The 25213-nt window shown below is 72.7% G+C and carries 27 protein-coding genes and 2 pseudogenes; 21 read left to right on the top strand and 8 right to left on the bottom strand.

The genetic code is table 11. The annotated features are described in order from the left end of the window. The first annotated feature begins 236 nt into the window (after nucleotides 1–236). Both AB0M27_RS18205 and AB0M27_RS18210 read left to right on the top strand, forming a co-directional pair. Entirely contained in the window at nucleotides 237–791 is a 555-nt protein-coding gene (locus AB0M27_RS18205) for a GNAT family protein (protein ID WP_365722853.1), read from the top strand. A gap of 63 nt (nucleotides 792–854) precedes the next feature. After that, nucleotides 855–2816 carry a DUF5107 domain-containing protein gene (locus AB0M27_RS18210; protein ID WP_365722855.1) on the top strand — a complete coding sequence of 654 codons (1962 nt, stop codon included), beginning with the start codon at nucleotides 855–857 and terminating at the stop codon, nucleotides 2814–2816. Between the two features lie 5 nt (nucleotides 2817–2821). On the opposite strand, the gene AB0M27_RS18215 is transcribed toward AB0M27_RS18210, so the two are convergent. Beyond that, nucleotides 2822–3169 (bottom strand): VOC family protein, encoded by a 348-nt coding sequence (locus AB0M27_RS18215; protein WP_365722857.1) that lies wholly within the window; start codon nucleotides 3167–3169, stop codon nucleotides 2822–2824. Nucleotides 3170–3249: 80 nt separating this feature from the next. Between AB0M27_RS18215 and AB0M27_RS18220 the strand changes: the two genes are divergently transcribed. From AB0M27_RS18220 to AB0M27_RS18285, 14 genes and pseudogenes are all read left to right on the top strand, one after another. After that, nucleotides 3250–3696, top strand: a complete 447-nt coding sequence (locus AB0M27_RS18220) for a phage holin family protein (RefSeq protein WP_365722859.1) — start codon at nucleotides 3250–3252, stop codon at nucleotides 3694–3696. A 287-nt stretch (nucleotides 3697–3983) separates the two neighbouring features. Continuing rightward, nucleotides 3984–5588 (top strand): FAD-dependent oxidoreductase, encoded by a 1605-nt coding sequence (locus AB0M27_RS18225; RefSeq protein WP_365722941.1) that lies wholly within the window; start codon nucleotides 3984–3986, stop codon nucleotides 5586–5588. Nucleotides 5589–5634: 46 nt separating this feature from the next. Beyond that, a complete protein-coding gene (locus tag AB0M27_RS18230; protein WP_365722861.1) occupies nucleotides 5635–7482 on the top strand; it encodes a transketolase in 1848 nt (615 codons plus the stop codon). Beyond that, a pseudogene (gene ligD / locus AB0M27_RS18235) lies at nucleotides 7479–8388 on the top strand (non-homologous end-joining DNA ligase). Before AB0M27_RS18230 ends, ligD begins: the two are co-directional and overlap by 4 nt. 105 nt (nucleotides 8389–8493) lie before the next feature. Next, a complete protein-coding gene (locus tag AB0M27_RS18240; RefSeq protein WP_365722863.1) occupies nucleotides 8494–8868 on the top strand; it encodes a gas vesicle protein in 375 nt (124 codons plus the stop codon). 58 nt (nucleotides 8869–8926) lie between these two features. Then, nucleotides 8927–9343: a gas vesicle structural protein GvpA gene (locus AB0M27_RS18245; protein WP_365722865.1), complete on the top strand. Its 417-nt coding sequence runs from the start codon at nucleotides 8927–8929 to the stop codon at nucleotides 9341–9343. Beyond that, nucleotides 9340–10110, top strand: a complete 771-nt coding sequence (locus tag AB0M27_RS18250; protein WP_365722867.1) for a GvpL/GvpF family gas vesicle protein — start codon at nucleotides 9340–9342, stop codon at nucleotides 10108–10110. The genes AB0M27_RS18245 and AB0M27_RS18250 overlap by 4 nt, the downstream gene beginning before the upstream one ends. Nucleotides 10111–10141: 31 nt before the next feature. Further along, nucleotides 10142–10399: a gas vesicle protein GvpG gene (locus tag AB0M27_RS18255; RefSeq protein WP_365722869.1), complete on the top strand. Its 258-nt coding sequence runs from the start codon at nucleotides 10142–10144 to the stop codon at nucleotides 10397–10399. A 1-nt stretch (nucleotide 10400) separates the two neighbouring features. After that, nucleotides 10401–11045 carry a DNA primase gene (locus tag AB0M27_RS18260; RefSeq protein ID WP_365722871.1) on the top strand — a complete coding sequence of 215 codons (645 nt, stop codon included), beginning with the start codon at nucleotides 10401–10403 and terminating at the stop codon, nucleotides 11043–11045. Further along, nucleotides 11042–12136: an SRPBCC family protein gene (locus tag AB0M27_RS18265; protein ID WP_365722873.1), complete on the top strand. Its 1095-nt coding sequence runs from the start codon at nucleotides 11042–11044 to the stop codon at nucleotides 12134–12136. The genes AB0M27_RS18260 and AB0M27_RS18265 overlap by 4 nt, the downstream gene beginning before the upstream one ends. Then, the gene (locus AB0M27_RS18270) at nucleotides 12133–12468 is read left to right on the top strand and encodes a gas vesicle protein (RefSeq protein ID WP_365722875.1); all 336 of its coding nucleotides are present in this window, start codon (nucleotides 12133–12135) and stop codon (nucleotides 12466–12468) included. The genes AB0M27_RS18265 and AB0M27_RS18270 overlap by 4 nt, the downstream gene beginning before the upstream one ends. Then, nucleotides 12465–13229, top strand: coding sequence for a GvpL/GvpF family gas vesicle protein (locus AB0M27_RS18275; protein WP_365722877.1), 765 nt, complete (start codon nucleotides 12465–12467; stop codon nucleotides 13227–13229). Before AB0M27_RS18270 ends, AB0M27_RS18275 begins: the two co-directional genes overlap by 4 nt. After that, nucleotides 13226–13414 (top strand): gas vesicle protein, encoded by a 189-nt coding sequence (locus tag AB0M27_RS18280; protein ID WP_362122623.1) that lies wholly within the window; start codon nucleotides 13226–13228, stop codon nucleotides 13412–13414. Before AB0M27_RS18275 ends, AB0M27_RS18280 begins: the two co-directional genes overlap by 4 nt. Beyond that, nucleotides 13411–13692, top strand: a complete 282-nt coding sequence (locus AB0M27_RS18285) for a gas vesicle protein K (protein ID WP_365722878.1) — start codon at nucleotides 13411–13413, stop codon at nucleotides 13690–13692. The genes AB0M27_RS18280 and AB0M27_RS18285 overlap by 4 nt, the downstream gene beginning before the upstream one ends. 6 nt (nucleotides 13693–13698) lie before the next feature. Here AB0M27_RS18285 and AB0M27_RS18290 read toward each other — a convergent pair whose 3' ends face one another. The 3 genes from AB0M27_RS18290 to AB0M27_RS18300 form a co-directional block, all read right to left on the bottom strand. Then, the gene (locus tag AB0M27_RS18290) at nucleotides 13699–13869 is read right to left on the bottom strand and encodes a hydrophobic protein (protein WP_365722879.1); all 171 of its coding nucleotides are present in this window, start codon (nucleotides 13867–13869) and stop codon (nucleotides 13699–13701) included. Nucleotides 13870–13912: 43 nt separating this feature from the next. Further along, nucleotides 13913–14734 (bottom strand): class I SAM-dependent methyltransferase, encoded by an 822-nt coding sequence (locus AB0M27_RS18295; RefSeq protein ID WP_365722880.1) that lies wholly within the window; start codon nucleotides 14732–14734, stop codon nucleotides 13913–13915. 110 nt (nucleotides 14735–14844) lie between these two features. Then, nucleotides 14845–16353, bottom strand: a complete 1509-nt coding sequence (locus tag AB0M27_RS18300; RefSeq protein WP_365722881.1) for a phosphatase PAP2 family protein — start codon at nucleotides 16351–16353, stop codon at nucleotides 14845–14847. 80 nt (nucleotides 16354–16433) lie between these two features. Here AB0M27_RS18300 and AB0M27_RS18305 point away from each other — a divergent pair, with 80 nt between their 5' ends. Together AB0M27_RS18305 and AB0M27_RS18310 are read left to right on the top strand one after the other, a co-directional pair. Continuing rightward, the gene (locus AB0M27_RS18305) at nucleotides 16434–17090 is read left to right on the top strand and encodes a histidine phosphatase family protein (protein ID WP_365722882.1); all 657 of its coding nucleotides are present in this window, start codon (nucleotides 16434–16436) and stop codon (nucleotides 17088–17090) included. 229 nt (nucleotides 17091–17319) lie between these two features. Beyond that, nucleotides 17320–18939, top strand: a complete 1620-nt coding sequence (locus AB0M27_RS18310) for an ATP-binding cassette domain-containing protein (RefSeq protein ID WP_365722883.1) — start codon at nucleotides 17320–17322, stop codon at nucleotides 18937–18939. Nucleotides 18940–19130: 191 nt separating this feature from the next. Here AB0M27_RS18310 and AB0M27_RS18315 read toward each other — a convergent pair. Then, nucleotides 19131–19316: pseudogene (locus AB0M27_RS18315) on the bottom strand (hypothetical protein); the annotation flags it as partial. A 96-nt stretch (nucleotides 19317–19412) separates the two neighbouring features. Here AB0M27_RS18315 and AB0M27_RS18320 point away from each other — a divergent pair. After that, nucleotides 19413–19670: a DUF6158 family protein gene (locus AB0M27_RS18320; protein WP_365722884.1), complete on the top strand. Its 258-nt coding sequence runs from the start codon at nucleotides 19413–19415 to the stop codon at nucleotides 19668–19670. Between the two features lie 76 nt (nucleotides 19671–19746). On the opposite strand, the gene AB0M27_RS18325 is transcribed toward AB0M27_RS18320, so the two are convergent. From AB0M27_RS18325 to AB0M27_RS18335, 3 genes are all read right to left on the bottom strand, one after another. Further along, nucleotides 19747–20289: a type 1 glutamine amidotransferase domain-containing protein gene (locus tag AB0M27_RS18325; protein ID WP_365722885.1), complete on the bottom strand. Its 543-nt coding sequence runs from the start codon at nucleotides 20287–20289 to the stop codon at nucleotides 19747–19749. Between the two features lie 68 nt (nucleotides 20290–20357). After that, a complete protein-coding gene (locus AB0M27_RS18330) occupies nucleotides 20358–20735 on the bottom strand; it encodes a DUF2795 domain-containing protein (protein WP_365722886.1) in 378 nt (125 codons plus the stop codon). An 18-nt stretch (nucleotides 20736–20753) separates the two neighbouring features. Continuing rightward, nucleotides 20754–22550, bottom strand: a complete 1797-nt coding sequence (locus tag AB0M27_RS18335) for a thiamine pyrophosphate-requiring protein (RefSeq protein WP_365722887.1) — start codon at nucleotides 22548–22550, stop codon at nucleotides 20754–20756. A 766-nt stretch (nucleotides 22551–23316) separates the two neighbouring features. Here AB0M27_RS18335 and AB0M27_RS18340 point away from each other — a divergent pair. Together AB0M27_RS18340 and AB0M27_RS18345 are read left to right on the top strand one after the other, a co-directional pair. Continuing rightward, on the top strand, nucleotides 23317–23598 hold the full coding sequence (locus AB0M27_RS18340) for a hypothetical protein (RefSeq protein ID WP_365722888.1): 282 nt from the start codon (nucleotides 23317–23319) through the stop codon (nucleotides 23596–23598). Between the two features lie 291 nt (nucleotides 23599–23889). After that, on the top strand, nucleotides 23890–25146 hold the full coding sequence (locus AB0M27_RS18345; protein WP_365722889.1) for an aminotransferase class I/II-fold pyridoxal phosphate-dependent enzyme: 1257 nt from the start codon (nucleotides 23890–23892) through the stop codon (nucleotides 25144–25146). Nucleotides 25147–25213: the final 67 nt, after the last annotated feature.

Here is a 25213-nt window from a genome sequence, read left to right on the forward strand (position 1 = left end):
GGCCGGATGTCAGGAGCCGGTCCGGGCGGATCGGCTGGAGCCGGGCTGGACGGATTCCAGAGCCGGTCCGGGCGGATCGGCTCGGGCTGGGCCGGCTGGATTCCAGAGCCGGTCCGGGGCGAGTTCGAGGTGCCGGACCAGGCGGACTCCGGGAGCCGGCGCGCCGGTGAATTCCTGGAGACGGCCCGGGCGGGTTTCCGGAGGCGGCGCGTGCGGGTACGCCGTACGCTGGCCCGATGCCGCACACCGCACCCCACTACCTCGCCGAGGGCCCCCGGGTGGCCATCCGTCACTTCAGCCTCGAAGACGGACCCGAGTTCACCGCGCGGGCCCGGGAGAGCAAGGACCTGCACCGGCCCTGGCTGTTCCCGCCGGACAACGACAGGGCCTACGCCGCCTACGCGCGCCCGCTGATCGAGGACCCGACCAAGGCCGGCTTCCTGGTGTGCGAGAAGGACAGCGGGGACATCGCCGGGTTCATCAACATCAACAACATCGTGCGCGGCGGCTTCCAGTGCGGTGCCCTCGGCTACGGGGCCTTCGCGCACGCCGCCGGGCGCGGCCTGATGCGCGAGGGCCTCGACCTGGTCATCGGGTACGCCTTCGGCCCGCTCGGGCTGCACCGGCTGGAGATCAACGTGCAGCCCGAGAACACCGCCTCCATCGCGCTGGCCCGCGGCGCCGGCTTCCGGCTGGAGGGGTTCTCCCCGGCCATGCTCCACATCGACGGCGCCTGGCGCGACCACGAACGCTGGGCGCTCACCGCCGAGATGCGCGACCCCGCCGCCTGAACACACCCTTTGCGCAATCCTGACCGGCACATCCCCTGGCCGACTCGACCCTCGCCGGGTTCCATGGTGATCGTGACGAGGATCCGACGTGAGGTACTGACGCTGCCCGCCGGGCGGCCCGGCCCGGACAACCCCCTGCCCCCGCTGCGCCCGCTCGACGAGGTCCACCGCATCGACGACCGCGACCGGGACGGCATGCCCAGGGACATGGCCCGCCAGCTCGGCTACGACCCGCTGCGCAGCCTGCTCCCGGTCCGTATCCGCGACGGCTACGACAGAAACCGCGAGCCCCGCGCCCTCGACGCCCTGGTGATCGAGAACGACCGGCTGCGCGCCACCGTCCTGCCCGGCCTCGGCGGCCGCATCGCCTCCCTGCTCCACCTGCCCACAGGACGCGAACTCCTCTACCGCAACCCGGTGTTCCAGCCAGCCAACTTCGCCCTCAACGGCGCCTGGTACTCCGGCGGCATCGAATGGAACATCGGCGCCACCGGCCACACCACCCTCTCCTGCGCGCCCCTGCACGCCGCCCGCGTCCCCGCCCCGGACGGCGGCGAGATGCTGCGCCTGTGGGAGTGGGAGCGGCTGCGCGACCTGCCGTTCCAGGTCGACCTGTGGCTCCCCGACGGCTCCGACTTCCTCTACGTCGGCGTCCGCGTCCGCAACCCGCACGAGCGGCCGGTGCCGACCTACTGGTGGTCCAACATCGCCGTGCCGGAGGAGGTCCGCGTCCTGGCCCCCGCCGAGGAGGCCTGGCACTTCGGCTACGAGCGCCGGCTGCGCCGGGTGCCCGTCCCGTCGTACGACGGCATCGACCGCACCCACCCGCTCAACAGCCCCTATGCCGCCGACTACTTCTACGAGGTGCCCGACGGCCGCCGCCGCTGGATCGCCGCGCTGGACGCCGAGGGCCGCGGCCTTGTGCAGACCTCCACCGACGTGCTGCGCGGCCGCAAGCTCTTCGTGTGGGGCCACCTGCCCGGCGGCCGGCGCTGGCAGGAGTGGCTGACCGAACCCGGCACCGGCGGCTACTGCGAGATCCAGGCCGGACTCGCCCGGACCCAGCTGGAACACGTCCGGCTGGAGGCCGAGAGCGAGGTGTCCTGGCTGGAGGCGTACGGCCCGCTCGACGCACCGCCCGAGGGGGAGTGGAACCAGGTGGTCGAGGGCGCCGAGGAACGGCTGGAGTCGGTCCTGCCGCGCGCCCGGGTCGCGGAGGCGTACGCGGCATGGCAGCCGTGCGCCGACAGCGACCCCGGCGAGACCCTGGCCGCCGGATCCGGCTGGGGCGCGCTCGAAGTGCTGCGCGCCGACTGGAAACTGCCCGGCACCCCGTTCCCCGAGTCCACCCTGGGCGAGGCACAGGCGCCCTGGCGGGAACTGCTGCGCACCGGCTCCCTGCCGGAGCCGCGCCGGGTACGGCCGCCCGGCGAGACCCTCGTCGCCCCGCACTGGCGGGACATGCTGGAGACCGCGCCCGCCACCCCGCACACCGAGTACCACCTCGGCGTCGCCCAGTGGCACGCCGGCGACCGCGCCCAAGCCGTCCGCAGCTGGGAACGCGCCCTCGAACTCGCCCCGTCGCTCTGGCCGTTGCTGCGTTGCCTCGCCGTCGCCGACCAGGAGTCCGGTCACCACGAACGGGCCGCCGAACGGTACGCGGACGCCTTCGACGACCTGTGCCGCGAACGGCGCGACGAGGGTGAGGCGTGGACGGCCGCGGTGGCCGCGCTCGGCCGGGAAACCCTGCAGGCACTGCTCCGGGTGCGGCGCATGGCGGACGCCCGAGCGGTGTGGGAGCGGCTGCTGCCCGCCGTCCGCGAGCGCGGTCGGTTCCGGCTGCTGGAGGCCGAACTGCTGCTCGCCGAGGGACGGCCCGTCGAGGCGCGGGCCGTCTTCGACGCCGGGTTCGAGGTCGCCGATCTGCGGGAGGGCGAGGAGGTGCTGGGCGGCCTCTGGGCCCGGCTCACCGACGAGCCGCTGCCCGACCGGTACGACTTCCGGATGCGGCCCGACGCGGTCTGACCGGCTCAGCCCCGCTGGTCGACGTACTCGAACACCGACCCGTCCGGATGCATCGCGAGCAGGTTCCGGCCCACCGGGGTCGGCACCGGCCCCGCGATGATCCGGGCGCCGAGGTCGGTCAGCAGCCGGTGCGCCTCGTCCACGTCCTCGACGGCGATGGTCGCGGCCACTTTGCGCAGGATCTCCAGCTCCGCCTCCGGACCGCTCATCAGCAGAAAGGAGCCGATCGCGGCGACCTGGACCCCGCCGCGCTCGAAGCGCAGGGCTCTGCCGCCGGCCAGCCGCTCGTAGAAGGGGATCGCGGTCTCGAGGTCGTCGACGCAGATGCGCAGCGAGGCGCCCAGAATCTCCATGCCGCCGAGCCTAGTTGGGGCGGTCCGGGGCGTGCAGGGCGCCCGCGTTACCCGCCGTGGCCTCCGGGTACCCGGAGGGTATGGACCGTTTGGATCACCTGGAACATCTGGACAAGCAGCTGGTCGAAGAGCTGGCACAGGTGGCACGCGAGACGGTACGCGACGAGCTGCGCGAGCAGACCCGCAAGCAGCGCCGCACCGCCACGCTCTACGCCGCGTCCGGCGCCGCCGCCCTGTACGCGGGCGCCGCGCTGGCCCTCGCGGTGGGTCTGGCCCTGGCCACCGGTCTGCCCGGCTGGGGCGCCGCCCTGATCACAGCGGCGATCATGGGCGTGGTGGCCTACGCCCTGCGTGGCGCCGCCCACCCCAAGCACGGCCACCCCGCGCCGCCGGCTCATGTCATCGGCGGCACCGCACCGGCCGGCCCGCCGAGCGGCCTCGGGCTGCCGTACCCGCCGATGCCGACGGAGCCTCCGGACGCCCCGGACACTCCGGATACTCCGGACACCCCTGGTCACAGGGCCTGAGGCTCGACAGGGCCTCGGGTCCGGGGCGTCCTTCGCGGCAACGCGCCGAAGTCACCCGAACCGCGGCAGCACCTTCGTCCGGTAGAAGTCGAAGAACCCCTTCTGATCGGCCCGGGCCGGGTAACCGGGGCCGGGCGGGCGAAACGCCGGGGGCGCGGCGCGGCGTTCGGGTGCTCCGACCGGCGTACGGGTGACCCGCCCGGCGTTTGGGTGCCCCGCCCCCGGTTACGCGGAAAACCTCGGACGAGCCACACCGCCGGAGGCGCACCGTGAGCCGACCTCATGTCGTGATCGTCGGCGCCGGGTTCGCGGGGTACCGGGCTGCCCGCACACTGGCCCGGCTGACCCGGGACCGGGCCGACGTCACCTTGCTGAACCCGACCGACTACTTCCTGTATCTGCCGCTGCTGCCCCAGGTCGCCGCCGGCATCCTGGAGGCCCGCAGGGTCACCGTGTCGCTGCCGGGCACCCTGCACGGGGTGCGGATGGTGCTCGGCGAGGCGGACCACGTCGACCTCGACGGCCGCACGGTCCACTACTCCGACCCCGAGGGCGGCATCGGCACCCTCGCCTACGACCGGCTGGTGCTGTGTGTCGGCAGCGTCAACAAGCTGCTGCCCGTCCCCGGGGTCGCCGAGCACGCGCACGGCTTCCGCGGGCTGCCCGAGGCGCTGTACCTGCGCGACCACGTGACCCGCCAGGTGGAGCTGGCCGCCACGGAGGACGATCCGAAGGTCTGCGCGGCCCGCTGCACCTTCGTCGTGGTCGGCGCCGGCTACACCGGCACCGAGGTCGCCGCGCAGATGCAGCTGCTCACCGACCGGCTGGCCCGCCGGCATCCGCCGCCCGCCGGGCTCCGGCCGCGCTGGATCCTGCTGGACGTGGCACCCCGCGTGCTGCCGGAGATGGACGAGCGGCTGTCCCGCACGGCCGACCGGGTGCTGCGGGCGCGGGGTGTCGACGTACGGATGGGGACGTCGGTGAAGGAGGCCACCCATGACGGGGTGCTGCTCACCGACGGTGAGTCCGTCGCGTCCCGGACGCTGGTGTGGTGTGTCGGGGTACGGCCTGATCCGCTGGTGGAGGCGGCCGGGCAGCCACTGGAACGGGGCCGCCTGATCGTCGACCCGTATCTGCAGGTGCCGGGCCGGCCCGACGTGTTCGCCTGTGGGGACGCGGCCGCCGTACCGGATCTGGAGCGCCCGGGGGCCTTCACGCCGATGACGGCCCAGCACGCGTGGCGCCAGGGCCGGGTGGCCGGGGAGAACGTGGCCGCCTCGCTCGGCCTCGGCCGGCGCCGGCGGGCCTACCGCCATCGCGACCTGGGCTTCGCCGTCGACCTCGGCGGGGTCCAGGCCGCCGCCAATCCGTTCGGCATCCCGCTGTCCGGCCCGGCTGCCGGGGCGGTCACCCGCGGCTACCACCTGGCGGCGCTGCCCGGCAACCGCGTCCGGGTGGCCGCCGACTGGCTGCTGGACGCCGTGCTGCCGCGCCAGGGTGTCCAGTTGGGCCTCGTACGGTCCTGGTCGGTACCCCTGGACACGGCCTCTCCGGAGCTGCCACGTGTACCGGGTGGGCCGGAGCGGGCCGGTGTACCAAAACGGCCCGACGTACCGGAGCGGGCCGAAGGAGCGGAACAGGCGGACGGACCGGAGCGGGCCGGAGCAGCGGAATCCGGCGGCGGATCGCCGGCCGCCGGGCGCGGGGACCACCCCGCACCCGGCCCGGTCAAGCGGACCGACGCCCCGGATCACCCCGCCTCCGGCCCGGTGAAGCGGACCGACGCCCCGGATCACCCCGCCTCCGGCCCGGTGAAGCGGACCGACGCCCCGGATCACCCCGCCCCCGGCCCGGTCAAGCGCACCGACCCCCCGGACCCCGCTGCCGAGTGACCCCGCGGGCTGTACCCCTCGACGCACTGCAAGGAGACCCAGACCCATGAACACCGACGAACTCGCCGAACTCGGACAGCAGTTGCGCGTGGACAGCGTGCGGGCGTCCGCCGCGGCGGGATCCGGGCACCCCACGTCCTCGATGTCCGCCGCCGATCTGATGGCCGTGCTGCTCGCCAACCATCTGCGCTACGACTTCGAACGCCCCGAGCACCCCGCCAACGACCGCTTCGTGCTGTCCAAGGGACACGCGTCGCCCCTGCTGTACGCCGCGTACAAGGCGGCCGGTGCCATCGAGGACGGCGAGCTGCTCACCTTCCGCAAGCTCGGCAGCCGGCTCGAAGGTCATCCGACGCCCCGGCGGCTGCCCTGGCTGGAGACGGCCACCGGATCCCTCGGCCAGGGCCTGCCGGTCGGGGTCGGCATCGCCCTGGCCGGCAAGCGGCTGGAGCGCACCGGTTACCGGGTGTGGGTGCTGTGCGGCGACAGCGAGCTGGCGGAGGGGTCGGTGTGGGAGGCCGCCGAACACGCCGGGTACGAGCACCTGGACAACCTGATCTTGATCGTGGACGTCAACCGGCTCGGCCAGCGCGGCCCCACCCGGCACGGCCACGACCTGGACGCCTACGCCCGCCGCTTCCAGGCCTTCGACTGGCACACCGTCGAGATCGACGGCCACGACGTCGACAAGATCGACCGGGCCTACGGCGAGGCGCTGTCCACGACCGGGCAGCCCGTGGTGATCCTCGCCCGCACCCTCAAGGGCAAGGGCGTCGCCGCAGTCGAGGACCTGGAGGGCCACCACGGCAAGCCGGTGCCGGACGCCGAGGCGGCCGTCGCCGAGCTCGGCGGGCCGCGCCGGCTGCACGTCCGGGTCCACGAACCGCCGGCCGCCGCCGCGCTGCGCGACCTGACGACCGAGGTGCTGCAGCTGCCGCGCTACGACGAGGGCGATCGGGTCGCGACCCGGGACGCCTTCGGCGCGACCCTCGCCGCGCTCGGCAGCGCGCGCGGCGACGTCGTCGCCCTGGACGGCGAGGTCGGCGACTCCACCCGCACCGAGGAGTTCGCCAAGGCTCATCCCGACCGGTTCTTCGAGTGCTACATCGCCGAGCAGCAGCTGGTCGCCGCGGCCGTCGGCATGGCCGCGCGGGGCTGGCTGCCGTATGCCTCGACGTTCGCCGCGTTCCTCACCCGCGCCTACGATTTCGTGCGGATGGCGTCCATCAGCGGCTCCGGCATCAACCTGGTCGGCTCGCACGCCGGTGTCGCGATCGGCCAGGACGGGCCCTCGCAGATGGGCCTGGAGGACCTGGCGATGTTCCGCGCCGTGTACGGCTCGACAGTGCTGTACCCGTGCGACGCCAACCAGACCGCCCGGCTGGTCGCGGCCATGGCGGGCCTCGACGGGATCCGCTATCTGCGCACCTCGCGCGGCAGGACGCCGGTGATCTACGGCCCCGACGAGGAGTTCCCGGTGGGCGGCAGCAAGACGCTCGTCTCCGGTGAGGAGGACCGGCTCACGGTCGTCGCGGCCGGGGTCACCGTGCCCGAGGCGCTGGCCGCGGCCGACCGGCTCGCCGAGGACGGCATCCGGGTGCGGGTGATCGACCTGTACTCCGTCAAGCCCGTCGACACGGCGACCCTGCACCGGGCCGCCGAGGAGACCGGCTGTCTGCTCACCGTGGAGGACCACCACGCCGAGGGCGGCCTCGGCGACGCCGTCGCGGAGGCCTTCGGCGACGGCCGGCCCGTGCCCCGGCTGGTCCGGCTCGCGGTGCGCACCATGCCGGGCTCGGCCGCACCCGACGAGCAGCTGAACGCGGCCGGCATCGACGCCGTGGGCATCGCGGCGGCGGCCAAGCTGCTGGTGGAGGAGGCGGTCGCGCGATGAAGGACGCGGACGCCCGGACCATACGGGCGGGCCGCCGCACGGTGGAGATCCAGCGGCCCGGGAAGGTGCTCTTCCCGGGCGGCGCCGGCGCGGCGATCTCGCCGACTACTACCGGTCCGTCGCGCCGTACATGCCGCCCCACCTGCGGGGCCGTCCGCTGATGCTGGAGCGGTATCCGGACGGCGTCGACGGGCAGCGCTTCATGCAGAAGAACGTCCCGAAGCACTGTCCGGACTGGATCACCCGCGCCGAGGTCCCCAAGGAGGGCGGCACGGTCACGCACGCCGTCTGCGACGACACCGCCACCCCGCCGACCAGGCCTGCCTCACCCTGCACCGCTGGCTCTCCCGCACCGACCGCTCCGGCGGCGTCGACCACCCAGACCAGCTCGTCTTCGACCTCGATCCCCCGGGCGGCGACTTCGTCCAAGTATGTGAGGCGGCCGTATGGTTGAGAGAGCTGCTGGACGAACTGGAGCTGCCCCCCGCCCCGATGACCACCGGCTCGCGCGGACTCCATCTCGTCGTCCGTCTCGACGGCCGCCAGGACTTCGACGAGGTCCGCGAATTCGCCCGTGACGTGGCCGAACTGCTGGCCTCCCAGCACCCGGACCGGCTCACCACCGCGGCCCGGAAGGAGGACCGCGGCGACCGCCTCTACCTCGACGTGCAGCGCAACGCCTACGCGCAGACCGCCGTCGCCCCCTACGCGATCCGCGCCCTGCCGGGCGCGCCCGTGGCGGTGCCCCTAGCCTGGGAACAGGTGGACGATCCCGGCATCGACGCCCGCCACTGGACGATCGCCGACGCCGTGGACCAGGCGCACGCGGACCCCTGGGCCGGGCTACCGAGCCGCGGCCGGTCCCTGAAGACCGCCCGTAGCCGTCTCGCGGAATTGGATGGCTGATACAGGTATCCCCTCTGGTCAGGTGGGACGGCCGGATCCTGGCGCGCGATGGCTTCCGGAGGTTTGGCCGAGGGCGTAAGGGCCACACGCAGGGGAGAGGTGGCCATGTCGAACACAAAGAACACATCTGAGTCACAAAGTTCACGTGAAACGCGAAACTCTCACGACTCTCATGAGTCCCACAGCCCTACAGAGCACGCGGCGGACGGCGACCGTCCGAGCCCCATCGAGGTGCTGCGCCAGGCGCGCGACCAGCTCGCGGAACTCACCGGCCTGGCACCGGAATCGGTGTCCTCCTTCGAGCAGACGGAGGAGGGATGGTCCCTCGAGGTCGAGGTCCTCGAACTTGCGAGGGTGCCCGACACGATGAGCCTGATGGCGAGCTACCGGGTCGAACTCGACCCGGAGGGGCAGCTCACCGGCTACCGGCGCGTGCGCCGCTACGAACGCGGAAGGGCCGACGCCCGCGGCGGCCGCTAGGCCACAGCGCGTCGCGGCCCGACCGCGTACCGACTACGCAGGAGGAGGAATCGCCGGCATGACTGTTGTCCCGGCACAGACCGGAGGCGGAGGCGGCAGCAGCGGTCTCTACGACGTACTCGAGCTGGTCCTCGACCGGGGACTCGTGATCGACGCGTTCGTGCGCGTCTCCCTGGTGGGCATCGAGATCCTGAAGATCGACGTGCGGGTCGTCGTGGCCAGCGTCGACACCTATCTGCGCTTCGCCGAGGCGTGCAACCGCCTCGACCTGGAGGCCGGCCCGCGCAAGAGCCCCGGACTGCCCGACCTCGTCGGCGAGATCACCGAGTCCGGCGCCCGTGGCAAGTCCAAGGGTGCTCTGTCCGGAGCCGCGGAGACCATCTCCGACGCCTTCAAGCAGGCCCGCGAGGAGGGCGGCGAGGGCCGGCCGCGCGCCCGTAAGGCCCCGGCCCGCCGGAAGGAGGAGCAGGAGTGAGCACATACGTCTATGGGATCACCGCCCGGTCGCACCCCGCGCTCCCCGAGGGCATGACGGGCGTCGGTGAGTCGGCCCGGCCGGTACGCGTCCTGACGGCCGGCGATCTGGTCGCGGTCGTCAGCGACGCCCCCGAAGGCCTGCGCCCCAAGCGACGGGACCTGCTCGCGCACCAGAACGTGCTCGCCGAGGTCGGAGCGGCCGGCTGTGTCCTGCCGATGCGCTTCGGCATCATCGCGGACAGTGACGACGACGTCACCCAGGTGCTCACCGAGCGGGCGGAGCACTATCGCGAGCGGCTGCGGGAGCTGGACGGCAAGGTCGAGTACAACATCAAGGCCACCCACGTCGAAGAGGCCGTTCTGCATCTGGTGATGGCCGAGAACGCCGACGTGCGCGCACTCGCCGAGGCCAACCGCCGCTCCGGCGGAGGCGGCTACGACGACAAGATCCGCCTCGGTGAGATGGTCGCAGCCGCCGTCAAGGCCAAGGAGGCCGAGGACGCCGGCGAGGTGCAGGGCCTGCTGACGCCGTTCTCCGCCGCGGTCAGCGTCGGCCCCGAGTCCACCGGCTGGCTGGTGAATGTCTCGTTCCTGGTCGCCCGGGACTCGGCCGAGCGCTTCATCGCCGCCGTCGAACAGGTTCGCAAGAGCCACCCCCACCTGGAGTTGCGGGCCAACGGGCCGCTGCCGCCCTACAGCTTCGTCGAGCCCGGCCCGGCCGAGCCTGCGGGCTACACGGCGGGCGCGGACGCCGGCGCGCAGTAGCGCTCCGGGCCCGGACGGAAGGGAGAACACCGTGGGACTGATCGGCGAAGTGCTGATGCTCCCCTTCGCCCCCGTGCGCGGCAGCGCGTGGGCCATCAGGCAGGTACTCCGCGAGGCGGAACGGATCTACTACGACCCCGCCACCGTACGGGCCGAGCTCGCCCGCCTCGAAGAACAACTGGAGGCGGGCGAGATCACCGAGGAGGAGTTCGACCGACGCGAGGACGAACTGCTCGACCGGCTGGAGGCCGCCCTGCGCTCCGGCGACACCACAGGCAACGGGACGTGAGATGAACCGAACGGTACTGGGCCTCGCTGTAGGGGCCGGATACTTCCTGGGACGGACGAAGAAACTCAAGATGGCTCTCGCGGTCGGCTCCCTGGTTGCCGGGAAGAAACTGAACCTCAGTCCAAAGATGCTCGCGGACGTGGTGAACCAGCAGCTGAAGAACAACCCGCAGTTCAAGGAGATCGGGGACCAACTGCGCCAGGACCTGCGAGGTGTCGGCAAGGCCGCCTCCGGGGCCATGGTCGAGCGGCAGATGAACGCGCTCGCCGACCGGCTGCACGGCCGCACCTCCCAGGTGCGCGACGAACTGACGGGAGCGGTTCCCGGCACCGGTTCCGACGAGTCGGACGAGGAGGAGCCGCGGGACGAGGCCGACGGCGACGGGGACTCCCGTGAGGAGAGGCCGCGCCGTGGGGACGGCGGGAAAGCGGACCGAAGGGGTGAGGCGCGCCGCAAGAAGGCGGTCAAGAAGGCCCCCGCCAAGAAGGCGGCGGATCCGGCTCCCTCCAGGAAGGGCCCGGCCAAGAAGGCGGCGGCCAAGAAGACGACCGCGGCCCGCAAGACGGCCGCGAAGAAGACGGCCGCCGGTGGCGGCGCCGCCCGCGGTGCCTCCCCCCGGCAGTCGAAGGGCGGCGATGAGCGATGACCGAGGCCCTCGGATCCGCTTCGTCCGCGGCCGGCAAGGCCACGGACGCGGCCAAGGACAATCCGCTGACCAACCTCGCCCACAGCGAGGCCGCCGACCGGCTGAAGGCCGAGGCTCAGGAATACCTGGCCGCACAGGCCACGAAGATGCTCACCGGCCTCGGCCGCAAGCTGGGCGAGACAACGGGCAAACTCAACGACATAGCCGAAGGCAACAGCCCGGGCTTCGCCAAGCTCGCGCTCGACGGCGGTCGCAAGCTCGCCGAGGGCAAGGGGCCGTTGCGCTCCGCGCTCGAGCTGGGCGGCTCCCGCGTCAAGGAGAAAGTGATGGACGCGGTCAGAAACCTCGGGGGCAGCAAGGGCAAGAAGGGCAGCGCGGGCAATAAGCCCACCGTCATCATGGAGTCCGTCGACGTCGGCGTACCGCTGCGCACCGCCTACGACCAGTGGACCCAGTACAAGGACTTCAGCAGCTTCGCCAAGGGTGTCAAGAGCGCGAACCGCGCCGATGACACCCACTCCGACTGGCAGGCGAAGATCTTCTGGTCCAGCCGCAGCTGGAAGGCGCAGACCACCGAGCAGATACCCGACTACCGCATCCAGTGGACATCGGAGGGCGCCAAGGGAACCACCAAGGGCGTTGTCTCCTTCCACCGGCTGGAGGAGAACCTCACCCGCGTCCTGCTGGTCATCGAGTACTACCCGACTGGCCTGTTCGAGAAGACCGGCAACATCTGGCGCGCCCAGGGCCGACGGGCCAGGCTGGATCTCAAGCACTTCGCCCGCTTCATCACCATCAAGGGCGAGGCGGAGGACGGCTGGCGGGGCGAGATCCGCGACGGCGAGGTGGTGCGCAGCCACGAGGACGCCGTGTCCGAGGAGGAGCAGGAGACCGAGGCGCCCGAGGACGAGGACGCGGAGGGCGAGGCCGAGGAACCATACGAGGGCGAGTACGAGGAGGAAGAGGAGCCCGAGGGCGAGTACGAGGAGGAAGAGGAGCCCGAGGGCGAGTACGAGGAGGAAGAGGAGCCCGAGGGCGAGTACGAGGAGGAAGAGGAACCGGAGTACGCCGGGCGCGGGAGCCGTCGATGACGACGGCCAGCCGGTTTCCCGAGCCCTACGGACAGGGCTCGGGGGCCAACCTCGCCGACATCCTGGAGCGGGTGCTCGACAAGGGGATCGTCATCGCGGGCGACATCCGGATCAACCTGCTCGACATCGAACTGCTCACCGTCAAGCTGAGGCTCATCGTCGCCTCGGTGGACAAGGCCAAGGAGATGGGCATCGACTGGTGGGAGAGCGATCCCGCGCTTTCCTCCCGGGCCCGCCGCGACGCACTGACCCGGGAGAACGCCGAGCTGAGAGAACGGCTGGCCCGCCTGGAGGAGCTGGAGCCGGGCCGCGCGCCGAAGGAGGCACCATGACCGGACTGCGCTACGTCTACGCCGTCTGCCGCCCCTTCGGGACTCCCCTGCAGTCCCAGCTCACGGGCGTCGGGGGCGCCCCGCCGGCACTGCTGCACCACCACGGGCTGATCGCGGTGGTCAGCCAGGTACCGGCGGCGGACTTCAGTGAGGAGGCCCTGAAGGCGCACCTGGAGGACCTGGACTGGCTGGCCGTGACCGCACGCGCGCACCAGGGCGTGATCGACGCCCTCACCACGGTCACCACTCCGCTGCCGCTCCAGCTCGCGACCGTCTTCCGGGACGACAGCGGGGTGCGCATGATGATCGAGGCCCGCGAGGAGGACTTCCGGCGCATCCTGGACCGGCTGGAGGGCCGGGTGGAGTGGGGGGTCAAGGTGTACCTGGAGCCCGAGCCCGCCGAGCCTGCCGAGCCCGCCCCCGCCGCGGAGCCCGCGAGCGGCCGGGATTATCTGCGCCGACGGCGCGAGAGCACCCACGCGACCGAGGAGCGGTGGCAGCGGGCGGAGGCTTTCGCCCGGTCGCTGCACGAGGGTCTTTCCCGGTACGCCGAGGATTCCCGGCTGCACGCCCCACAGAATTCCGCGCTTTCCGCCGAGCCCGGCCGCAACGTACTCAATGCGGCCTATCTGGTGCCCCGCGGGCATTCCGAGGAATTCGTGGAAATGGTGGACCGCACGAAGGACGAGGCACCCGGAATCCGAGTGGAACTCACCGGGCCCTGGGCCGCCTATTCGTTCGTCGGGGAGGCGACGCCGTGACCGTGGTGGAACGGCGCGAGATCGCCCTCGTCGACCTGCTCGACCGACTGCTGGCGGGCGGAGTGGTGATCACGGGCGACGTCACCCTGCGGATCGCGGACGTCGACCTGGTCCGCATCGATCTGAACGCGCTGATCAGCTCCGTGAACGAGTCGGTTCCCTCGCCCTTCGAGGAGATCCTGTGACCCCGCGCAACCGGCTCGACCTGGAACCCGACACGGTCGAGCGCGACCTGGTGAAACTGGTGCTCACCGTGGTGGAGCTGCTGCGGCAGCTCATGGAACGGCAGGCCGTGCGCCGCTTCGACACCGGTGAGCTGAACGAGGAGCAGGAGGAGCGGATCGGGCTCACCCTGATGCTCCTGGAGGACCGCATGGCCGAGCTGCGCGAGCGCTACGGACTGCGGCCCGAGGACCTCAATCTGGACCTCGGGCCGCTCGGACCGCTGCTGCCCCGCGACTAGCTCACGTCACCACCGGTACCAGCGGCTCCTGCCGCCGCCGGCTGTCGTGCTGCGGACCAGGAAACCCAGCAGCCAGACGACCAGCACTACCAGGGCAATCCACCATAGAATCTTCACCGCGAATCCGACACCGAAAAGAAGCAGCGCCAGAAGCAGTACCAGCAGGATGGGAACCATAATGTAAAACCTCCTGCAGTCCGGGTTTCCCGAATTTGGCGGATCAGACTTCTTTACGGCACAGAATCTCCCCGTGCAGGACCGCGAACCAGCCGTCCTCCCGCCGACCCCATTCCCGCCACGCCGCGGACACGGCCCGTAGGCCCTCCTCGGTGGCGTGACCGCCCTGCGTGGCCCGCTCCGCGTAGGAGGAGGCCAGGGTGCGGTCCGCCCACAGGCCGCTCCACCAGGCCCGCTCCTCGGGCGTGGCGAAGGTCCACGTGCTGGAGGTGGCGGTGATGTCGGTCAGCCCGGCGGCCAGCGCCCACGCCTTCAGCCGGCGCCCGGCGTCGGGCTCGCCGCCGTTGGCCCGGGCCACCCGCTCGTACAGGTCCAGCCACTCCGCCAGGCCCGGCACCACCGGGTGCCAGGTCATCGCCGCGTAGTCCGCGTCGCGTACGGCGACGAACCCGCCCGGCTTCGTCACCCGGCGCATCTCGCGCAGCGCCTGCACCGGGTCGCCGACGTGCTGCAGCACCTGGTGGGCGTGGACCACGCAGAAGGTGTCGTCCGGGTAGTCCAGTGCGTGCACGTCGGCGACCGCGAAGTCCACGTTGGTCAGGCCGCGCCCGGCGGCGGTGGCCCGGGCCTGCTCCAGGATGCCCGGCGCGTGGTCGACGCCGGTGACGTGGCCGTCCGGGACCCGTTCCGCCAGGTCGGCCGTGATGGTGCCCGGCCCGCAGCCGATGTCCAGGATCTTCATGTGGGGCTTCAGGGAGCCGAGCAGATAGGTCGCGGAGTTCTCGGCGGTCCGCCAGGTGTGCGACCGCAGCACCGATTCGTGGTGCCCGTGCGTGTAGACGGCGGTCTCCTGCGCTTTCGGCATGGCTGTTCCCCTTCACCTTCGTCACCGGTGGTACGGATCACGGTACGCGCGCATGCCGAATAATGAGACCCGCGTTTTATATGTTGGACACTGTGGATACTGGCCCGCCGTCAAGAAGCGGCGGTCAACGGCCGGTAGACCGTCAGGGCCTCCGGCAGTTTCTCCAGGGTCACCTCGCCCGACACGGGCCCCACCTCGCCGTCGTAGGCCATCGGGGTGCCCGGCGTGACGCCGGTCAGCCGGAGCCGGTTCACCTGCACCGCCGAGTGGGCGGGGGAGCGGGTCAGCGGGCCCGCTGCGGCCGCCGCCAGCAGCCGCAGCGCGGGCCGGCGGCTGCCGTGCACCACCCGCACGTCCAGCAGCCCGTCCGCGAGATCGGTACGGCGGCCGGGCGCGAGCCCCATGCGGTGGTAGACGCCGTTGCCGACGAACAGCAGCCACAGCGGCCGCCGTTCACCGCCCAGCTCCACCTCCAGCGGATGCCGGTCCGCGCGCAGCACCCGCAGCGCGCCCAGCAGCCCGGCCGGCCACCCGCCGATCCGGTGCGACCAGCGGTCCCGCACGCGCACCAGCTCCGGGTAGACCCCCAGGCTCAGCGTGTTCAGGAACAGGCCCTCGCTCGCGCCGGTGACATAGCGGACCGCGTCCACCCGCACCGCCTCGCCGTGCCGGACAGCACGGGCCAGATCGCGCTCGTCCTCCACGCCCAGGTCGAGGGCGAAGTGGTTGAGGGTGCCTCCCGGCAGCACCGCGAGCGGCAGCCCGTGCCCGAGCGCGACCCTCGCGGCCGCGTTCACCGTGCCGTCGCCACCGCACACACCGAGCGCCCGGGCACGGGCCGCCGCCTTCGCCAGTTCGTCGCCGACCTCCTGCGGCGCGCACTCGACGATCTCCGCCCGCGGCAGCGCGTCGTGCAGCGCACGGACCCGGTCGGCCGTCCCCGAGGCCCGGTTGGCGACCACCACCAGACCCTCGCCCTCCGGCAGCGCCGGCGCCGCCGCGCGCGGCCGGGACCGCCGCCGCACCTGGGCGCGGGTCGGCATCAGCCGGCGCACCAGGAAGGCCGCGCCCGCGCCGAGGGCCGCCCCGGCCAGTACGTCGCTCGGGAAGTGCACGCCCGTGTACACCCGGGAGGCCGCCACCGAGAACGCCACCGGCGCCAGCGCCGCGCCCCACGCCGGGGACTCCAGCGCGACCCCGGTCACGAACGCGGCCGCCGACGCGGAGTGACCGGACGGGAACGACGTGGTGATCGGCTGCCGCTTGAGCTGCCGCACCAGCGGCACCGGGTCCAGTACCGGCCGGGTCCGGCGCACCGAGCGCTTGCCGATCGTGTTGATGGTCAGCGAGGCCAGGCTCAGGGAGGCCAGACCCCGGGCGGCCGCCCGGCGGGCCCTCGGGGTGCGGCTCGCGGCCATCGCGGCGGCCGTCGTGAACCACAGCACCCCGTGGTTCGCGCTGTGGCTGAGGCGGGGCAGCACTCGCTCGGCGCCGGGCCAGTGCCAGGAGGCGGCCGCCTCGAACAGCCGGCCGTCCAGATCCAGCAGCCGGCACAGCGGGCTCCGGCCGGCCGAGCGGGCGGTCAGGGCCAGGTCGGTCAGGTCCAGGTCTGGGCTCATGGGGTCCGGTTACCCTGAAGTGCCCGTTTCTTGTGCCCGTCTGCGCCGTGCCGCCGCCGGCGCGTGAGGAGATTCCCCGGATGCGCCTCCTGCTCGTCCGCCACGGCGAGACCCCGTCCAACGTGCACCACCTGCTGGACACAAACGTGCCGGGCCCCGCGCTGACCCCGCTGGGCGAGGCGCAGGCCGCCGCACTGCCCGGGGCGCTCGCCGACGAGGACATCGAGGCCCTCTACGCCTCCACCCTGCTGCGCACCCAGCTCACCGCCGCCCCGCTGGCCGCCGCCCGGGGTCTCGAAGTGATCGTCCGCGACGGCATCCGCGAGGTGTCCGCCGGCGAGCTGGAGATGCTGCCCGGCGAGTCCGCCGAGGGCCGGGAGTACATGCGCACGATCTTCGGCTGGGCGGCCGGCGACACCGCGCCGCGCATCCCCGGCGGGGAGAGCGGCGAGGAGGCCCTGGCCCGGTACGACGCCGTGGTGGCCGAGGCCGCCGCGAGCGGTGCCGGCACGGTCGCCATGGTCAGCCACGGCGCCGCGATCCGCCTGTGGACCTCCGCCCGCGCCGACAACGTCGACGTCGCCTTCGCCGCCGCCCGTCCCCTGGGCAACAGCGGCGTGGTCGTCCTGGAGGGCTCCCCGTCCGACGGCTGGAAGGCGCTGTCCTGGGAGGGCGCCACGGTGGAGCCGGCGGGAGAGGCGGGGCCGACGGGGGAGCCGGTGGATACGGCCGGGTAGCGGGGCGGTGGGGGAGCCGTTCGGCGCACGTGGCGGAGTCCCGCCGCTCAGGGTGCGGACGCGGCGGGTCCCGGCGCGCGGCGGGCCCCGACGTCCGGTGTCCCCGTCCGGCGGGCGCACAGCCTCTCCGCCCGGCGGGCGCGCAGGTGTCCCCGCCCGATATCGGGTGGCCGTCGTCACCCGATAAGGGTTTGCCGTCGTCGTGGGCCGCCCCGGAGAATGCCTGCCCATGGGACATCTGGAAGCCGCGCACCTCGAGTACCACCTCCCCGACGGGAGGACCCTGCTCGGGGACGTGTCCTTCCGGGTCGGGGAAGGCGCCGCCGTCGCCCTGGTCGGCCCGAACGGCGCCGGCAAGACGACCCTGCTCCGGCTGATCTCCGGCGAGCTGAAGCCGCACGGAGGTACCGTCACCGTCAGCGGCGGCCTCGGGGTGATGCGCCAGTTCGTGGGCTCCGTACGGGACGAGACCACCGTACGCGACCTGCTCGTGTCCGTCGCCCCGCCCCGCATCCGCGAGGCGGCCAGGGCGGTCGACGAGGCCGAGCACGCCATCATGACCGTCGACGACGAGGCCGCCCAGCTGGCGTACGCGCAGGCCCTCGCCGACTGGGCCGAGGCGCGTGGCTACGAGGCCGAGACCCTGTGGGACATGTGCACCACCGCGGCCCTCGGCATGCCCTACGAGCGCGCCCAGTGGCGCCAGGTGCGCACCCTCTCCGGCGGCGAGCAGAAACGCCTCGTACTGGAGGCGCTGCTGCGCGGCACGGACGAGGTGCTGCTGCTGGACGAGCCGGACAACTACCTCGACGTGCCCGGCAAACGGTGGCTGGAGGAACAGCTGCGGGAGACCCGCAAGACGGTCCTGTTCGTCTCCCACGACCGTGAACTCCTCGCCCGCGCCGCCGAGAAGATCGTCTCCGTGGAGCCGGGCCCGGCCGGCGCCGACGCGTGGGTGCACGGCGGCGGCTTCGCCACCTACCACGAGGCCCGCCGGGAACGCTTCGCCCGCTTCGAGGAGTTGCGCCGCCGCTGGGACGAGAAGCACGCCCAGCTGAAGAAGCTGGTGCTGAATCTCCGTCAGGCCGCTGCGGTCAGCCATGAGATGGCCTCCCGGTACGCGGCCGCCCAGACCCGCCTGCGCAAGTTCGAGGAGGCCGGCCCGCCGCCGGAGCCGCCGCGCGAGCAGGACATCACCATGCGCCTGAAGGGCGGCCGTACCGGTGTAAGGGCCGTCACCTGCAAGGCACTTGAACTGTCCGGCCTCATGCGGCCGTTCGACCTGGAGGTCTTCTACGGCGAACGGGTCGCCGTCCTCGGCTCCAACGGCTCCGGCAAGTCGCACTTCCTGCGCCTGCTCGCCGGTGATGACGTCGCGCACACGGGGGAGTGGAAGCTCGGCGCACGTGTCGTGCCCGGCCACTTCGCACAGACCCACGCTCACCCCGAGCTCGAAGGCCGTACCCTCCTCGACATCCTGTGGAAGGAGCACTCCCAGGACCGAGGCGCCGCGATGTCCCGGCTGCGCCGCTACGAGCTGACCCAGCAGGCCGAGCAGCCCTTCGACCGGCTCTCCGGCGGCCAGCAGGCCCGCTTCCAGATCCTGCTGCTGGAGCTGGCGGGCGTCACCGCGCTGCTGCTGGACGAGCCGACCGACAACCTCGACCTGGAGTCGGCCGAGGCCCTGCAGGAGGGCCTGGAGGCCTTCGAGGGCACGGTCCTCGCGGTCACCCACGACCGCTGGTTCGCCCGCTCCTTCGACCGCTACCTGGTCTTCGGCGCCGACGGACGCGTCCGCGAGACTCCGGAACCGGTCTGGGACGAACGCCGCGTGGAGCGCGTCCGCTAGGGGGGCGCCGGACCAGGGCGCGTCTCGCCATGGGGGGCGCAGGTCGTCCTGCGTGTGCCGTTCCGTCGTGGCTGGACGCGCCCCGCGCCCGTTACAGGGCTTCCCGCGGCTCAGACGGCACCGGGCCGTCCGTCACTTCCAGCGCAGCAGCGCGCCCATGCCGCCGGGCGCCACCTCCTCGCCGGCGGCCCCTCCAGGGCGTCGTGCACCGCCCGGCAGGTGGGCTCGTCCGCCCCCTGCCGGGCCAGCTCCCGGGTGACCGCCTCCGCGCTCAGATGACGGCGTTGCTGCTGGTCCTCCGTGTGGATCGAGGTGTCGATGTATGCGGAGGCCCAGGACCCCGGATGTTCGTACAGTGGATTCAGGAACGCGAGCAACTTGGATTCCTCCCGGAAACGCTTCGGGGGCAATGCCTGCCGGGCGGGTACCCGGGCCGGGACCCAAGGACACGGACACGACGAGCGGGGCACCACATGAACGGAGTCGACCCCAGCCGACTGGACGACCAGCAGCTCATGAAGGAGCTGGAGACGATCCACCGCACGCGCCACGACACCCTCCTGTACGGCTCCAACGACGCGCTGCGGACCCACAACGAGCGCATGGCGCAACTGGAGGGCGAGTATCTGCGCCGCAACCCGCGCCGTCTCGTCAGCGCGGGCCGCACCCGTGAGGGCGCCCGGGAACGGCGGTGCGGCGAGGCGGCGACTCCGGAGGCCTCCGGCACCTGAGCGGCCGGGCCGGCACAGGGGTCGGCACAGGGAAGGGCCGGCCCGCACGGGCCGACCCCTCACGGGCAGCGGCGGTTCAGCCGGCCTCACCGGCGAACACGTGCAGGAACGCGTCGCAGAACGCCTTCAGATCGTCCGGCTTGCGGCTGGTCACCAGCTGGTTGGAGCCGTGGTCGCAGATCTTCACCTGCTCGTCCACCCAGGTGCCGCCCGCGTTGCGGATGTCCGTCCGCAGACTCGGCCAGGACGTCAGCACCCGGCCCCGTACGACGTCCGCCTCGACCAGCGTCCACGGCGCGTGGCAGATCGCGGCGACCGGGCGGCCCTGGTCGAAGAAGTCCTTCACGAACGCCACGGCCTTGTCGTCCATGCGCAGGAAGTCCGGATTGGCCACCCCACCGGGCAGCACGAGACCACCGAACGACCCGGCCGACGCCTCACCGACCACCTGGTCCACGTCGAACGTGTCCGCCTTGTCGAGATGGTTGAACGCCTGGATCTTGCCCGGTTCCGTCGACACCAGCACCGGCTCGTGCCCGGCGTCGGAGGCCGCCTTCCACGGCTCGGTCAGTTCGACCTGCTCCACACCCTGGGGCGCCACGAGAAACGCGATGCGCATGACTCCTCACTCTCCTTCCGTGTTCTCCTCGCCGGCACCCCTGGCGACATCGGTCGCCCGGTTCCGGTTCATGCGCCGCCCGCCAGCGCCTCGGCCAGCTGCTGCACGTTCTCGTAGCGCGCCGAGTGGGGCAGCCCGGCCACCGCGTCGACCAGCGCGGTCGGCGCGTTCTGCCGACGCAGCATCCGGGCCAGGTCACGGGCGGTCGCCGGGAACGAGCCACGGCTCAGGGTGCGGGCCAGCTCCGACCGCACCCGCTCCAGAGACGCCGGAGAGCCGAGGCCACCCACGGGCCCGCTCCAGACCTCCGGGTCGTCGTCCGCGGCCGGCTCCGGATCGTGCCACTCCTCCACCCGTGTCGGATGGCCGGACCTCAGCAGATCCTTCAGCTCGTGTTTCATCTCATCGTCCCGGTGGACGTTCAGCCGGTCACTGCCTCGCTGCATGGCAACCTCCACAGGGGGCTAGTTCTTGTCCTTGCCGGGCAGGAACTCCTGAATCTTCGCCTTGAAGCCCTGCTTGACCACCGACCTGCGGTCGGTGTCCCCCTTCAGAATCGACGCCGCCGTCGCCTCCATCTGCTCCCAGGTCGCGTGCGGCGGGATCGGCGGCACGGCGGGATCGGTGAGGAACTCGATCACGCACGGACCGTCAGCCTCCAGAGCCGCACGCCAGCCCGCCTCCACGTCCTCCGGCTTCTCCACCCGGACGCCGGTCAGACCCAGCGAGCGGGCGAACGCCGCGTACTGCACGTCCGGGATCGCCTGCGACGGCAGGAACGACGGCGCGCCCTCCATGGCGCGCATCTCCCAGGTCACCTGGTTCAGGTCCTGGTTGTTCCACACGCCCACCACCAGCCGTGGATCCGACCAGCGGTCGCGGTACTTCGCCGCCGTGATCATCTCCGCCAGGCCGTTCATCTGCATCGCGCCATCGCCGACCAGCGCGAACACCGGCCGGTCCGGATGCGCGAACTTCGCGCCGATCGCGTACGGCACACCCGGCCCCATCGTCGCCAGCGTCCCGGACAGCGAACCGCGCATGCCCGGCCGCATCGTGATGTGCCGCGCGTACCAGTTGGCGACCGAACCGGAGTCTGAGGTCAGGATCGCGTTCTTTGGCAGCAGCGGATCCAGCGCGCGGGCCACGTACTCGGGATTGATCGGATCGGCCGACAGACCGGCCCGCCGCTCCATCGTCTCGTGCCGGCGCTGCACGTTCGCGCACACCGTGTCGTACCACTCGCGCCCGCCCCGGTCGCTGTTCAGCAGCGGGATCAGCCGGCGCAGCGTCGCCTTCGCGTCGCCGACGAGGTTCACCTCGTACGGGTAGCGCATTCCGATCATGTGCGGGTCGATTTCGATCTGCACCCCGCGTGCCTTGCCGAAGTCCGGCATGAACTGTGTGTACGGGAACGACGACCCGATGGTCAGCAGGGTGTCGCAGTCCCGCATCAGCTCGTACGACGGCCGGCTGCCCAGCAGCCCGATCGGCCCGGTGACGTACGGCAGTTCGTCGCTGAGGACGTCCTTGCCGAGCAGCGCCTTCGGGACCCCGGCGCCGAGCAGCTCGGCGATCTCCTGCACCTCCGCGACGGCACCGGCCGCGCCCTGGCCCACCAGGATCGCCACCTTGTCGCCTGCGTTCAGCACGTCCGCCGCCCGGCGCAGCGCCTCGTCCGTCGGGGTCATGGAGTACTCGCTCATGCCCATGCTGGACGGCACCATCTTGAACTCGTGCGTCGGCGGAGAGTAGTCCAGTTCCTGCACGTCACCGGGGATGATCAGGGCGGTCGGGCAGCGCCGGGCGTAGGCGGTGCGGATCGCCCGGTCCAGCACGTTCGGCAGCTGCTCCGGCACCGTGACCGTCTCCACGAAGTCCGAGGCGACGTCCTTGTACAACGTGTGCAGATCGACTTCCTGCTGGTAGGAGCCGCCCATCGCGGTCCGGTTGGTCTGGCCGACGATCGCCAGCACCGGCACATGGTCGAGCTTGGCGTCGTACAGACCGTTGAGCAGATGGATGGCGCCCGGTCCCGATGTCGCGGTGCACACCCCGATACGGCCGCCGAACTTCGCGTATCCGACCGCTTCGAACGCGGACATCTCCTCGTGCCGGGACTGGATGAACCGCGGCCGGTCCTCGGCCCGGCCCCAGGCGGCGAGCAGCCCGTTGATGCCGTCGCCCGGATAGCCGAAGACCTGTTCCACATCCCAGGCGAGCAGGCGCTCGAGGATGTGGTCGGAGACCTTGGTGCTCATGAAGGGACCTCCCCGGTGGGGTGCGAAGCGGACGATCCGGTCAGCACTTACCGAGTCACCTGCACCGGGGACGGAAAACCTCTCCGGAGCCTGGACGCGAGACCCCGGGGCGGCGGTGCGGGTGGTGGAGCGTGCCGGAGCCGGAACCGGCCACTGTTTGTCACCCGGCCGGGCCTGCCCGTCCCGCGAATGGGGTCCGGCCGCGCGCGCCGCGGCGCCGAGCGGGCTGTCATGGCAGCGAGGGCACGCCGTGTGCCCCGTACACGTGACGCCGTAGGGGCTGCGTCCCCGCACCGCCGTACCGGTGCTCGACGTACTGCCCGCTGTACCGGCGTCCGGCGTACCACACCGCCGACCGATCCGCCGTGCCTGCCGAGGAGCCCGTCCCATGCGCCGCACCGCCCGTGCCCTGTCCGTCGCCTTCGTCGCCGGGGCCGTGCTCGCCCTGGCCGGGCCCGCCGCCTCCGCCGACGTGGGCCCCGGCACTCCGTCCCCGCCCCCCACAACCGCCCCGATGGGCGACTCCCGCGTCGGCCCCGCCGCCACGTGCCGGCCCGGCGAGCCCTGCCAGGACGGTGCGGGGTGCAGGCCGGGGGAGCCGTGCCCGGGCGGTCCGGGTGCGGGGTGCAGGCCGGGGGAGCCGTGCCCGAGCGGTCCGGGTGCGGGGTGCAGGCCGGGGGAGCCGTGCCCGAGCGGTCCGGGTGCGGGGTGCAGGCCGGGGGAGTCGTGCCCGAGTGGTGTGGGTTCGGGATGCAGGCCGGGGGAGGTGTGCCCCGACGACGGGCACCGGTGCACGCCGGGCCACGACGAGCCCTGCCTCGCCGGTCACGTCTGCGGCGCCCCCGACGGCCGGCAGGCCCACGGCACCGACGGCTGTGACCCGCCCACCGTGCAGTACGGGGTCGAGGCCGGGACGGGAGGCAGCTTCACCGACTCGGTCCCGTCCCTCGCCGCCGGCGCCGCCCTCATCGCCGCGGCCTGCGGCGGAGCCGGCTACCGGCTGTACGGCGCCCGGCGCGCCGCGGGAGGCCGGTCCACGGACGTGTGACCGGGGCGGCGCCCGTCGCGCCCATGGAGAGCCGTCCGGCGGGTACACACCCTCCCGAGGGCACCGGCAGCGGGCCCCCCACACCGACGGACAGCACAGGCCACGGACGAGACCGACCGCCGTTGCAAGCCCCACAACCCCCACAACCCCGCAACCCGAGCGATACGGCAGAGGCCAGGAACGCACCCCACCCCACGCTCCACATCGCAGCCCACGACGACACAGTCCGGCGGTCCCGGCCATCCGGCCCGGACCGGCGGCACACGGCACCAGGACCGCGCGGAGGCGGACATGCGGCGGACGGACCCCGAGGGCCACGGCCCCGTCCGCTACGGCCCGCCCCTGCCCGGCGACGGCCTCCCCGTGCTCCCCGAACTCACCGCCGTGCTCGCCGCCGCGGCGAGCCGCGCCGACGCCCAGCCCGTCGGCGGCGCCCCCGCCCTCCTCGAAGCGGCCTGCGGCTACTGGACCCGGCGCGGACTGCCCACCGTCCCCGACCAGGTGGCCGCCGGCCCCGGCGCCCCCGCGCTGCTGCTCGCCCTCACCGCCGCACTCGCCGGCGACGGCGCCGACATCCTCGTCCCGCGCCCTTGCGCCGCCTGGTGGGCGCCGTACGCCCGGGTGCTCGGCAGGCCCGCCTACCACGTGCCCACCCCCGCCGAGAGCGGCGGCGTCCCCGACCCCTACGCCCTGCTGGAGACCGTCCGCCGGGTCCGCGCCGAGGGCGGCGACCCGCGGCTGCTCGTGCTGTCGATCGCCGACGACCCCACCGCCACCGTCGCCCCGCCGGAACTGCTGCACGAGACGGTCGAGGCCGCCACCGCCGAAGGACTGCACCTGGTCAGCGACGAGACGTGGCGCGACACCCTGCACCACCCCCACGACACCGTGCTGCTCAGCCCCGCCGAGATGCGGCCCGACCGGGTCACCGTCGTCACCGACCTCGCCGGATCCCTGCTGCCGGCCGGCTGGCCCGCCGCGGTCGCCCGTTTCCCGGCCACCGAACCCGGCGGGCAGCTCCACGCGCGCGTGCTGGACATCCTCACCGGGCTCGACGCCCGCATCGCCGCGCCCGTCGCCGCCGCGGCCGGCTACGCCCTCGACGAGCCCCCGCCCGTCATCGAGCGCCGCGAGGCCGCCGTACGACTGCACGCACGCGTGGCCGCCGCCGCGCACGCCGCCGTCGTCGCCGCCGGCGCGCTCGCCCGCCCCCCGCAGGCCGGCCGCCACCTGTATGCCGACCTCGGTCCGCTGCGCGAACCCCTCTCCGAACAGCGCGTCGGCGACGCCCAGGAGTTGGAGGACCTCCTCACCGCCCGGCTCGGCATGCCCGCACCCGGTGGCCACCGCTTCGGTGACGACCTCGGGGCGCTGCGCGTACGGCTCGCCACGGGGCCCCTGCTGGGCGGCACCGACGAGGAACGTGCGGAATGCCTCACCTCACCCGCGCCGTTGGAACTGCCACATGTGCAACGTGCGTTGATCTTCTTGACGTCAGTCCTCGACGATCTCCGCGACGACGCTCAGCGACGGGAGCCTCCTCCATGACGCAGCAGACGCATGAGCCCGAGACGCACCAGCCCGAGACGCACGAGCCCGGATCGACCACGACGAC

Origin of the sequence: Streptomyces sp. NPDC052107, assembly GCF_040680215.1 — a bacterium.
Lineage (GTDB): Bacteria > Actinomycetota > Actinomycetes > Streptomycetales > Streptomycetaceae > Streptomyces.

What these genes read in the sequence shown, in the direction of transcription:
- AB0M27_RS18205 (WP_365722853.1), top strand. Translation starts at nt 237, where the DNA reads ATGCCGCACACCGCACCCCACTACCTCGCCGAGGGCCCCCGGGTGGCC.
- AB0M27_RS18210 (WP_365722855.1), top strand. Translation starts at nt 855, where the DNA reads ATGGTGATCGTGACGAGGATCCGACGTGAGGTACTGACGCTGCCCGCC.
- AB0M27_RS18215 (WP_365722857.1), bottom strand. Translation starts at nt 3,169, where the DNA reads ATGGAGATTCTGGGCGCCTCGCTGCGCATCTGCGTCGACGACCTCGAG.
- AB0M27_RS18220 (WP_365722859.1), top strand. Translation starts at nt 3,250, where the DNA reads ATGGACCGTTTGGATCACCTGGAACATCTGGACAAGCAGCTGGTCGAA.
- AB0M27_RS18230 (WP_365722861.1), top strand. Translation starts at nt 5,635, where the DNA reads ATGAACACCGACGAACTCGCCGAACTCGGACAGCAGTTGCGCGTGGAC.
- AB0M27_RS18240 (WP_365722863.1), top strand. Translation starts at nt 8,494, where the DNA reads ATGTCGAACACAAAGAACACATCTGAGTCACAAAGTTCACGTGAAACG.
- AB0M27_RS18245 (WP_365722865.1), top strand. Translation starts at nt 8,927, where the DNA reads ATGACTGTTGTCCCGGCACAGACCGGAGGCGGAGGCGGCAGCAGCGGT.
- AB0M27_RS18260 (WP_365722871.1), top strand. Translation starts at nt 10,401, where the DNA reads ATGAACCGAACGGTACTGGGCCTCGCTGTAGGGGCCGGATACTTCCTG.
- AB0M27_RS18265 (WP_365722873.1), top strand. Translation starts at nt 11,042, where the DNA reads ATGACCGAGGCCCTCGGATCCGCTTCGTCCGCGGCCGGCAAGGCCACG.
- AB0M27_RS18270 (WP_365722875.1), top strand. Translation starts at nt 12,133, where the DNA reads ATGACGACGGCCAGCCGGTTTCCCGAGCCCTACGGACAGGGCTCGGGG.
- AB0M27_RS18275 (WP_365722877.1), top strand. Translation starts at nt 12,465, where the DNA reads ATGACCGGACTGCGCTACGTCTACGCCGTCTGCCGCCCCTTCGGGACT.
- AB0M27_RS18290 (WP_365722879.1), bottom strand. Translation starts at nt 13,869, where the DNA reads ATGGTTCCCATCCTGCTGGTACTGCTTCTGGCGCTGCTTCTTTTCGGT.
- AB0M27_RS18295 (WP_365722880.1), bottom strand. Translation starts at nt 14,734, where the DNA reads ATGCCGAAAGCGCAGGAGACCGCCGTCTACACGCACGGGCACCACGAA.
- AB0M27_RS18300 (WP_365722881.1), bottom strand. Translation starts at nt 16,353, where the DNA reads ATGAGCCCAGACCTGGACCTGACCGACCTGGCCCTGACCGCCCGCTCG.
- AB0M27_RS18305 (WP_365722882.1), top strand. Translation starts at nt 16,434, where the DNA reads ATGCGCCTCCTGCTCGTCCGCCACGGCGAGACCCCGTCCAACGTGCAC.
- AB0M27_RS18310 (WP_365722883.1), top strand. Translation starts at nt 17,320, where the DNA reads ATGGGACATCTGGAAGCCGCGCACCTCGAGTACCACCTCCCCGACGGG.
- AB0M27_RS18320 (WP_365722884.1), top strand. Translation starts at nt 19,413, where the DNA reads ATGAACGGAGTCGACCCCAGCCGACTGGACGACCAGCAGCTCATGAAG.
- AB0M27_RS18325 (WP_365722885.1), bottom strand. Translation starts at nt 20,289, where the DNA reads ATGCGCATCGCGTTTCTCGTGGCGCCCCAGGGTGTGGAGCAGGTCGAA.
- AB0M27_RS18330 (WP_365722886.1), bottom strand. Translation starts at nt 20,735, where the DNA reads ATGCAGCGAGGCAGTGACCGGCTGAACGTCCACCGGGACGATGAGATG.
- AB0M27_RS18335 (WP_365722887.1), bottom strand. Translation starts at nt 22,550, where the DNA reads ATGAGCACCAAGGTCTCCGACCACATCCTCGAGCGCCTGCTCGCCTGG.
- AB0M27_RS18345 (WP_365722889.1), top strand. Translation starts at nt 23,890, where the DNA reads ATGCGGCGGACGGACCCCGAGGGCCACGGCCCCGTCCGCTACGGCCCG.